We start from the raw sequence: 7,043 nt of genomic DNA, 5'->3' as shown, positions 1-7,043 counted from the left end.
CGCTTCGGGAGCGCCAGGAGCACGAGATGGTGAACAACCGCGATTTCGGGTTGCTGCACAATGCGGACCTGAGGCAGCGGATTCCCACGCGCGGAGGTCCGCCCACCCCCGACGACCTCGACGAGCTCGTGTCACGGCGGCGCAAGACGCGCGTCATCCTGGCGCACCCCCGCGCGATCGCCGCGTTCGGCCGCGAGTGCAGCCGCCGCGGCGTATACCCCGACATCATCGACCACCAGGGCCGCACGGTCGTCGGCTGGCGGGGGATCCCGATCCTGCCGTGCGACAAGATCCCCGTCACGGGGGCCGGGACGACCTCCGTCCTCGCGATGCGCACCGGCGAGGACGACCAGGGGGTCGTCGGCCTCCACCACATCGGCCTGCCCGACGAGTACCAGCCGGGGCTGTCGGTGCGGTTCATGGGCATCGACGACAAGGCCCTGATGTCCTACCTGGTCAGCACCTACTACTCGGCCGCAGTGCTGGTCCCCGACGCCCTCGGGATCCTGGAGAACGTCGAGACCGGACGCTGACCCGACCGGCGCTAAGCACAGAAGGGATTCCCCACCATGGTGGCAATCGAGGAGACGACGGGCGGCCGGCCGGCGGCCGAGGTCCTCGCCGGTGTCCGCGATGTCGTCGACCCCGCCCTGCGGGCGGCGGTCGCGACCCTTCCCTCCGCGCCGCGCGCGATCGCCGAGTACCACTTCGGCTGGTGCGACGAGCACGGGAACCCGGCGGGCGGCGCGGGCGGCAAGCTGTTCCGTGCCGCTCTGGCGCTGCTCACCGCCCGGGCCACCGGCGGTTCCGGCGAAGACGCGATCCCGGCGGCGGTGGCCGTCGAACTGGTGCACAACTTCTCACTTCTGCACGACGACGTGATGGACGGCGACGCCACCCGCAGGCACCGGGCCACCGCCTGGCGCGTCTTCGGCACCGGCGGCGCCGTCCTCGCCGGCGATGCACTGCTGTCGCTGGCGTTCGACACCCTGGCTGTCGGCGGCGACCCCGCCGGCAGCGACACGGCGCGGCGACTCAATGCCACGGTCCAGCGGCTCATCGCCGGCCAGAGCGCCGACATGGACTTCGAGCGGCGCGTCGGCATCGCCCCCGCGGAATGCCGCGCGATGGCCGAGGCCAAGACCGGGGCCCTGCTCGGCTGCGCCTGCGGCCTCGGCGCCGCTCTCGGCGGGGCCGCGCCGGAGCGGGCCGAGGAGATGTACCGCTTCGGCGAGCTGCTCGGCCTCGCCTTCCAGATCGCCGACGACCTGCTGGGCATCTGGGGCGATCCCGCGACCACCGGCAAACCCGTCCACTCCGACCTGCGCAACCGCAAGAAGTCGCTCCCCGTCGTGGCCGCGCTGGCTGCCGACACCGCGGAGTCGGGGGAGCTGGCGGCCCTGTTCGCCCGCGGCCGGCCACTCGAGGGCCCCGACCTCGTCCGCGCCGCCGAGCTGGTGGAGCTCGCGGGAGGGCGCTCCTGGGCCGAGCGCGAGACCGCCGCCCTGCTGGAGAGCGCGCTGGAGCGCCTGCGCTCCGCGGCCGCGGCGGCTGCCCCCGCCGCCGAACTCGCGGAGCTGGCCCGTCTGGCCATCCGACGCGACCACTGAGCCACCCCGAGCCGAGGAGGCACCGCCATGTCCTGGACCCCGCAGACCGCAGCACCGGCCACCGCACCCGGCGACGGGGACCTGCCCTTGGGCGACGTCCTGGTCGCCGACCGCCTCGTCCCTGCACAGGGCCCTGATGTCCCCTGCCCCGCGGCCGCCCTGGTCGCCGGCGAACTGAGCCGCCGCGGCGCCCGTCCGGTCCGGGGTGCGCTGCGGCTGCCCGCGCCCCCCGGCGCAGGCGCGGGGGAAGGAGGGGCGCATCGTAGCGGCGCCGAGGGCGCGGTACACGACGGCGGGTACACCGCCGTAGTCGCGGGGTCCGACCCGCCGCGCGGGCTCGGCGCGGCCCGCACCGCGGCGGCGGCGCCGGGGGAGAAGGGCGAGCGTGCCGTCCGTGAGGCGGTCGACTCCTGGCTCGCCGTCGCAGGGACGGCGCGCACCGTCCTGCTCGCCGCCCCCCGGTCCTTCTGCGCTGGGGTCGAGCGCGCCATCGAGGTGGTGGAGCGGGTGCTCGAGCAGCGCGGCAGCCCTGTCTACGTGCGCAAGCAGATCGTGCACAACACCCACGTCGTCTCCGGCCTCGAAGCGCGCGGGGCCGTCTTCGTGGACGAGCTCGACGAGGTTCCCGAGGGGGCCACCGTGGTCTTCTCCGCACACGGTGTCGCGCCGCAGGTGCACCGGCAGGCCGCCGAACGCGGCCTGCGCGTCGTCGACGCCGCGTGCCCGCTCGTCACCAAGGTGCACGCCGAGGCCCGCCGGTTCGCGTCCCGCGGCGACACCGTCGTCCTCATCGGCCACGACGGGCACGAGGAGGTGGAGGGGACCCTCGGGGAGGCCCCCGAGAGCACGGTCCTGGTCGAGACACCCGAGGACGTCGCGGCCTTGGAGGTCGCCGACCCCGACCGGGTCGCCTACCTCACCCAGACCACTCTGGCCGTCGACGAGACCGCCGCGGTCGTCGACGCGCTGCGCGCCCGATTCCCGGCGGTGCGCGGGCCCGCCTCCGACGACATCTGCTACGCCACCACCAACCGCCAGGACGCGCTGGACGCGATCGCTGGGGAGTCCGACGTCGTGCTGGTGGTCGGCTCTGCCAACTCCTCCAACTCGGTGCGGCTGGTGGAGCTGGCGGAGCGCCGCGGCACTCCGGCCCACCTGGTCGACGACACGGGTGAGATCCGTCCGGAGTGGCTCGCGGGCGTGTACACGGTCGGCTTGACCGCCGGCGCCTCGGCGCCGCCCGGGCTGGTCGAGGAGGTGATCACCGCGCTGGGCGGGCTGGGGCCGGTCACCGTGCACGAGCGCGAGGTCGCCCGCGAGACCGTCCACTTCGCGCTGCCCTCGGCTGCACTGCGGTCCTGACGGCCGCGTCCGCCGCCGGCGCGGCCCGGTCGAATCGGGCGACCGGACCGCGGACGCCCCTTCGCGGTGCGCCGGCCGGCTCCGCCCGCGCGGACGCCCCCTGCCGGGCCCGAGCTGCCGGCAGGCAGGGGGCGGTCACCCCAGCGCGGGCGCCTTGTCGAGGAAGCCGTAGACCGCGCTGATCCGCCCGTCGTCGGCCGCTTCGGCCACGTCGAAGCCCACCGCGACCGGCTCGCTCCCGCCGTCGGGCACGAGCTCCCAGCCGAACCGGGCGACGCGGTGGTGGGAATCCACTCCCGGCAGGGCGCGGAAGACGTGGTCGGGGAAGAGCCCGTGCGCCTGGGCGATGACCGCAGCGATCCCCTCGTGTCCGGAAGCCTCGGCCAGCGGGTCGGTGTAGCGGCCGTCCTCGGTCCACAGGCGGGCGACCGCGTCGGCCCGTGCGGCGGGGTCGGCCTCGTTCCATGCGGCGATGTAGCGCTTCACCAGTTCGTCGAAGTCCAGCATGGTGCGTCCTCCTGCGTCGGTTTCGATCGTGCGGGGACGGGGGGCTCTCCGCGGTCGCCCCGCCCGGTGCCGAGAAAGCTCCCATGGGGCGGCGGGAGCGTCGATTACGCGCGGGGTAACGGTGAGTCCGGAGCCCGCGGGCGTTACCCGGCGGGTAATGGACACGGCCGCACGGGGCGGGCATCGTAGCGGAGCAGGCGAGGCGCGGTAGCGCCCGCTCCGACCCTGGAGGAGGCGGCGCGGTGGTGATGGTGTCGGCGCGTACCGAAGAGCCCGTCGGCGTCCTGCTGCGGCACTGGCGCGCGCGGCGCGGTCTCAGCCAGCTCGCGCTGTCCGGCCTGACGGGGGTGTCCACCCGGCACCTGAGCTTCGTCGAAACCGGGCGCTCGGCGCCCAGCCGCGGCCTCGTCCTGCGCCTGTGCGACCACCTGGATCTGGGGCTGCGCGAGCGCAACCGGGTGCTGCTCGCCGCCGGCTACGCGCCCGCCTACCCGGAGACCCCGCTGGACGATCCGCAGATGGCCGCAGTACGCACGGCCGTGGGCAGGATGCTCACCGGCCACGAGCCCTACCCCGCGGTGGTCGTGGACCGGCGGTGGGACATGCTGGAGGCCAACGCCGGCATCGCCCTGTTCACCGGCCTCGTCGCCGACCACCTGCTGAGTCCGCCCGTCAACGTGCTGCGGGCCAGCCTCCACCCCGAGGGGATGGCGCCGCGGATCGCCAACCTGGGTGAATGGCGAGCGCACCTGCTCGGGCGCCTCCAGCGCCAGGCGGAGATCACCGACGCGGCCGACCTGCGCGAGCTCTACGCCGAGCTGCGCTCCTATCCCGGCGGCGACGGCTCCGCGGCCGAGAGAGCACCGGGCGGCCCCGGCGACTTCGTCGTACCGCTGCGCCTCCGCCACGGCGACCGCGAGCTCTCCTTCTTCAGCGCGGTGGCCACGCTCGGCACCCCCGTGGACGTCACCCTCGCCGAGCTCGTCGTCGAGTCCTTCTTCCCGGCCGACGCCGACACCGCCGACTTCCTGGTCGCCCGCGGCCGCGCGGACGCCGGGGCCGCCCCGCCCGCAGGCTAGGGCCCATCGGGCGGTCGTCCGCAGGAGCCGCGCACGCATGTCCACGCCGGGCCCGATGCCTGCGGCGCCTCCGCGGCGTGTGTGCTCCGCAGGAGGGACGCCCGCAGAGCAGCGCGATCTCGCCAGGTTCGACCGAACCCGGCACGGGAGGTTGCGCGAATCAGTCACGATTCGGTCTATCTATTGCTTAGGTTGCTCATTTGGGTCATTCTTGTGCTGTTCATTTGCGTGAAATGAGCAAGCAATCAGGCGGGAGTGCCGGGTGCGCCATCAGGAGCTCATGGACGCGGTCGTCGACGGCGTTCAGCGGGTCGAGGACCTCGCCCGTGCGCTGGGGATCAGCCCGTCGACGGTCCGGCGCGGCCTGACCGAGCTGGAGCAGGCGGGCAAGGTCGTGCGCACGCACGGCGGCGCCGTGCCCTCGCCCGGAGGCGGGGAGCTGTCCTGGGCGCAGAAGAGCCAGCGCAACGCCGCCGCCAAGCGGCGGATCGCGGCCTTCGCGGCCGACCTCGTCGAGGACGACCACGTCGTACTGCTCGATGCGGGCAGCACCACGACCTTCATCGCCGAGCGGCTGGCCGACCGCTGGGGCCCCACCGTGGTCACCAACGGACTGGGGCCGATGACCGCGCTGCACGACGCTGAAGGCGTCGAGCTGATCGTCATCGGCGGGCGGGTGCGGCGGCGGCGCGGCTCCATCGTCGGCGACTACGCGCGCGGCGTCCTCGACCGGATCACCGCCGACATCGCCTTCATCGGCGCCGACGGGCTGCGCCCCGGCCGCGGCGTCAACTGCCCCAGCCCTGAACTGGCGGCGGTCAAGGAGCTGCAGATGCGCAGCGCCCGCGAGGTCGTCGTGGTCGCCGACGCAAGCAAGCTCCACTCGTGCGAACACCACTACTGGGCGGTCCTGCCCGGCCCCCACGTCCTCGTCACCGACGACGGCATCAGCGACGAGGACGCCCGCACGTTCGACGCGGACCCCTCCTGCCGGCTCCGCGTCGCAGCGACCGCAGGCGGCCCCGACACGCCTGCGGCAACCGATTGACCCCACGAAAGGGGCGGACATGGATGTACAGCTGCTCGCAGCGCTGGTCCTCGGCGTCGCCGCTGTCGTCGCGATCATCGTATGGTCGCGACTGGACGCGTTCGTCGGCCTCCTGGCCGGCGCGCTGGTCACCGGCGTGGTCGCCGGAGTCCCCATCACCGACCTGATCGGCTACATCACCTCAGGGTTCGGTGACACCCTCGCCGGCATCGGCATCGTCATCGCGCTCGGCGTCATGATCGGCAAGGTGCTGGAGGAGAGCGGGGGCGCCGACGCCCTGGCCCGGATGTTCGTCCGCGCCTTCGGCAAGGGCCGCGAGGACGTGGCGATGACGGCCACCGGCGCGGTCGTGTCGGTCCCGGTCTTCTGCGACTCCGGGTTCGTCATCCTGCACCCGCTCGCCCGTTCGCTGGCCCGGCGCTACGGCAAGCCGCTCGTGGGCGTCTCCCTCGCGCTCGCCGGCGGCCTGGCGGTCACCCACCACCTGGTCCCGCCCACGCCCGGGCCGCTGGCCGCGGTTGGCCTGCTGGGCGCCGACCTGGGTGCCGTGATCGTGGCCGGCCTGGTCATGGCCGTGATCCTGATTCCGGTCGTCGTCGCCTACGCCCGCATCATGGGTCCGCGCCTGGAGCGCCACCTCGACCCCGAGCTGCTGCCCGAGCCGGCGGCCGCCGGCGCCGGGGGCTCCGGCGGGGCGGCGGGCGGCTCCGCGGCGGCGGACGACCCCGCGGACGCGGCCGCCGAAGGGCTCGGTCACGACGCCAAGCCGCGGGTGCACCCGGCGCTGGCGGGGATCCCGCTGCTCCTGCCGCTGCTGCTCATCGTCGGCAACACCGTCAGCGGCGCCGCGGCCGAAGGAAGCCGCGTCGCCGAGGTGTTCGCCTTCATCGGAGAACCCGCCGTCGCACTGCTGATCGGCCTGGTCATCGCCGTCTACCTGCTTCCGCGCATCGACATCGGACGCACGACCGTCGTCGGCTGGCTCACCTCCGCGGCCGCCTCCGCCGGCATGATCGTCTTCATCACCGGTGCGGGCGGCGCCTTCGGCGAGGTGCTGCGCCAATCGCGCGTGGGCGACGCCCTGGCCGAGGAGGTCTCGACCTGGCCGGTCCCGCTCTTCCTGATGCCCTTCCTCATCGCCACGTTCGTGCGCATCGCCCAGGGGTCGGGCACCGTCGCCATCATCACCGCCGCCACCCTCAGTGCGCCGCTGGTGCAGTCGGCGGGGGTGGACCCCACGCTCGCCGTGCTCTCGGCGTGTTCCGGCTCCTTCGTCTTCTCCTACGTCAGCGACTCCTTCTTCTGGGTCGTCACCCGTTTCACCGGGCTCTCCGGCGCTCCGGCGATGAAGATGTGGACCGGCGCCACCACGACGCTGTGGCTGGCCAGTCTCCCGCTGCTGGGTATCGCCGCCCTGATTCTGGGATAGGAGTGACC

At 73.9% G+C, this 7,043-nt stretch carries 6 protein-coding genes and 1 pseudogene; 6 read left to right on the top strand and 1 reads right to left on the bottom strand.

What is annotated here, in order from left to right:
- The 3 genes and pseudogenes from RM446_RS12960 to RM446_RS12950 form a co-directional block, all read left to right on the top strand.
- Positions 1-533 (top strand): annotated as a pseudogene (locus RM446_RS12960) (Crp/Fnr family transcriptional regulator); the annotation flags it as partial.
- Positions 534-569: 36 nt separating this feature from the next.
- Positions 570-1,610, top strand: coding sequence for a polyprenyl synthetase family protein (locus RM446_RS12955; RefSeq protein ID WP_311545505.1), 1,041 nt, complete (start codon positions 570-572; stop codon positions 1,608-1,610).
- A 27-nt stretch (positions 1,611-1,637) separates the two neighbouring features.
- The gene (locus RM446_RS12950) at positions 1,638-2,972 is read left to right on the top strand and encodes a 4-hydroxy-3-methylbut-2-enyl diphosphate reductase (RefSeq protein WP_311545504.1); all 1,335 of its coding nucleotides are present in this window, start codon (positions 1,638-1,640) and stop codon (positions 2,970-2,972) included.
- A 135-nt stretch (positions 2,973-3,107) separates the two neighbouring features.
- On the opposite strand, the gene RM446_RS12945 is transcribed toward RM446_RS12950, so the two are convergent.
- Positions 3,108-3,479, bottom strand: a complete 372-nt coding sequence (locus RM446_RS12945; protein ID WP_311545503.1) for a nuclear transport factor 2 family protein — start codon at positions 3,477-3,479, stop codon at positions 3,108-3,110.
- Positions 3,480-3,727: 248 nt separating this feature from the next.
- Between RM446_RS12945 and RM446_RS12940 the strand changes: the two genes are divergently transcribed.
- From RM446_RS12940 to RM446_RS12930, 3 genes are all read left to right on the top strand, one after another.
- On the top strand, positions 3,728-4,558 hold the full coding sequence (locus RM446_RS12940; RefSeq protein ID WP_311545516.1) for a helix-turn-helix domain-containing protein: 831 nt from the start codon (positions 3,728-3,730) through the stop codon (positions 4,556-4,558).
- Positions 4,559-4,820: 262 nt separating this feature from the next.
- Positions 4,821-5,606: a DeoR/GlpR family DNA-binding transcription regulator gene (locus RM446_RS12935; RefSeq protein ID WP_311545502.1), complete on the top strand. Its 786-nt coding sequence runs from the start codon at positions 4,821-4,823 to the stop codon at positions 5,604-5,606.
- Between the two features lie 19 nt (positions 5,607-5,625).
- Complete coding sequence (locus RM446_RS12930; RefSeq protein WP_311545501.1) at positions 5,626-7,035, top strand: GntP family permease; 1,410 nt, start codon at positions 5,626-5,628, stop codon at positions 7,033-7,035.
- The last annotated feature ends 8 nt before the right edge of the window (positions 7,036-7,043 follow it).

The sequence above is a fragment of the Streptomonospora wellingtoniae genome (assembly GCF_031845375.1).
GTDB lineage: Bacteria > Actinomycetota > Actinomycetes > Streptosporangiales > Streptosporangiaceae > Streptomonospora > Streptomonospora wellingtoniae.
Note: the sequence above shows the minus strand (reverse complement) of the source record. Positions and strands in the feature narration are given on the sequence as shown.

What these genes read in the sequence shown, in the direction of transcription:
- RM446_RS12955 (WP_311545505.1), top strand. Translation starts at nt 570, where the DNA reads ATGGTGGCAATCGAGGAGACGACGGGCGGCCGGCCGGCGGCCGAGGTC.
- RM446_RS12950 (WP_311545504.1), top strand. Translation starts at nt 1,638, where the DNA reads ATGTCCTGGACCCCGCAGACCGCAGCACCGGCCACCGCACCCGGCGAC.
- RM446_RS12945 (WP_311545503.1), bottom strand. Translation starts at nt 3,479, where the DNA reads ATGCTGGACTTCGACGAACTGGTGAAGCGCTACATCGCCGCATGGAAC.
- RM446_RS12940 (WP_311545516.1), top strand. Translation starts at nt 3,728, where the DNA reads ATGGTGTCGGCGCGTACCGAAGAGCCCGTCGGCGTCCTGCTGCGGCAC.
- RM446_RS12930 (WP_311545501.1), top strand. Translation starts at nt 5,626, where the DNA reads ATGGATGTACAGCTGCTCGCAGCGCTGGTCCTCGGCGTCGCCGCTGTC.